The 2,194-nt window shown below is 71.2% G+C and carries 1 protein-coding gene; it reads left to right on the top strand.

What is annotated here, in order from left to right:
• The first annotated feature begins 220 nt into the window (after positions 1 to 220).
• Positions 221 to 2,152 (top strand): 1-deoxy-D-xylulose-5-phosphate synthase, encoded by a 1,932-nt coding sequence (gene dxs / locus ACFU99_RS41405; RefSeq protein ID WP_384403302.1) that lies wholly within the window; start codon positions 221 to 223, stop codon positions 2,150 to 2,152.
• Positions 2,153 to 2,194 lie beyond the last annotated feature (42 nt).

The raw sequence follows: 2,194 nt of genomic DNA, 5'->3' as shown, positions 1-2,194 counted from the left end.
GCCAGGAACAGGCCGTTTCTCGCGTACACGGCCGGGCACTACCCCTGATTTGTCACCTGAATGGGTGACGTACATCGCATAGCCCGACCATCGCCGTCGCAGGCGGAACATTAGACTCGGCAAACCGGCAAGGCTCGACAGCTCAAAGCAAGGAGGCACAGTGCCAAAGGTGCCGCGCGAAGCGCGCCGTCCAGAGGCGGTGGCGGTCGACGGGCGGGAGCTGTTGACCCGCGTCAACGGACCCCGTGATCTGGACGGGCTGAGCCCGGAGCAGCTGGAGCGGCTGGCCGCGGAGATCCGGTCCTTCCTCGTCGACGCCGTCTCCAAGACCGGCGGTCACCTCGGCCCCAACCTCGGCGTGGTGGAGCTGACCATCGCCCTGCACCGGGTCTTCGAGTCCCCGAGGGACCGGGTGCTCTTCGACACCGGCCACCAGAGCTATGTGCACAAGCTGCTCACCGGCCGGCAGGACTTTGCCAAGCTGCGTACCAAGGGCGGGCTGTCGGGCTACCCTTCGCGCGCCGAGTCCGAGCACGACGTCATCGAGAACAGCCACGCCTCCACGGTCCTGGGCTGGGCCGACGGCCTCGCCAAGGCCAATCAGGTGCAGGGCCGGGACGACCACGTCGTCGCGGTGATCGGCGACGGGGCGCTCACCGGCGGCATGGCCTGGGAGGCGCTCAACAACATCGCCGACGCCCAGGACCGGCCGCTGGTCATCGTCGTCAACGACAACGAGCGCTCGTACGCGCCGACGATCGGCGGCCTGGCCAACCACCTCGCCACGCTCCGTACGACCGACGGTTACGAACGGTTCCTCGCCCGCGGCAAGGACCTCCTGGAGCGCACGCCCGTCGTCGGACGGCCGCTGTACGAGACCCTGCACGGCGCGAAGAAGGGCCTCAAGGACTTCATCGCCCCGCAGGGCATGTTCGAGGACCTCGGCCTGAAGTACGTCGGCCCGATCGACGGCCACGACATGGAGGCCCTGGAGTCCGCGCTCCAGCGGGCCAAGCGGTTCGGCGGGCCGGTCATCGTGCACTGCCTCACCGAGAAGGGCCGTGGCTACCGCCCCGCCCTGGAGGACGAGGCGGATCACTTCCACGCCGTCGGCCAGATCCACCCCGACACGGGGCTGCCCATCGCCGCCTCCGGCATGGACTGGACCTCCGTCTTCGGCGAGGAGATGGTCAAGCTCGGCCGCGAGCGCGAGGACATCGTCGCCATCACGGCGGCCATGCTCCAGCCGGTGGGCCTGACGAAGTTCGCCAAGGAGTTCCCGGACCGCGTCTACGACGTCGGCATCGCCGAGCAGCACGCCGCCGTCTCGGCCGCCGGGCTCGCCACGGGCGGGCTGCACCCGGTCTTCGCGGTGTACGCCACCTTCCTCAACCGCGCCTTCGACCAGATCCTGATGGACGTGGCGCTGCACCAGTGTGGCGTCACCTTCGTCCTGGACCGGGCCGGGGTCACCGGCTCCGACGGCGCGTCGCACAACGGCATGTGGGACATGTCGATCCTCCAGTGCGTCCCGACGCTGCGGATCGCCGCGCCGCGCGACGCCGATCAGGTCCGGGCCCAGCTGCGGGAGGCCGTCGCGGTCGACGACGCGCCGACCGTCGTGCGCTACTCCAAGGGCGCGGTCGGCCCCGCCGTGGCGGCCGTCGGCCGCGTCGGCGGCATGGACGTCCTGCGCGAGCCCGCCGACCGCACCGAGCGGCCGGACGTGCTCCTGGTCTCCGTCGGCGCGCTCGCCCCGATGTGCCTGGAGATCGCGGACCTCCTCGACAAGCAGGGCATCTCGACGACCGTCGTCGACCCGCGCTGGGTCAAGCCGGTCGACGAGGCGCTCCCGGCCCTCGCCGAGCGCCACCGCGTCGTCGTCACCGTCGAGGACAACAGCCGCGCCGGCGGCGTCGGCTCCGCCGTCGCCCAGGCCCTGCGCGACGCCGGCGTCGACCTCCCTCTCCGCGACTTCGGCATCCCGCCCCGCTTCCTCGACCACGCCTCCCGCAAGGAGGTCATGTCGGAGATCGGCCTCACCGCCCCCGACATCGCCCGCCAGGTCACGGGCCTCGTAGCCAAGATCGACGGCAAATACGACCACCCCGCCGCCGCCTCCTCCAGGGCGACGGAAACGGCCCGCGACTGAGCGCCGCCGCTGCTTGGAACGCGGCCGCGCGGACCCCTGGTC

The sequence above is a fragment of the Streptomyces sp. NPDC057654 genome (assembly GCF_042800135.1).
In the GTDB taxonomy this organism is placed as follows: Bacteria; Actinomycetota; Actinomycetes; order Streptomycetales; family Streptomycetaceae; genus Streptomyces.
The sequence above is the reverse complement of the archived record's forward strand: the minus strand, read 5'-3'. Positions and strand labels throughout refer to the sequence as shown.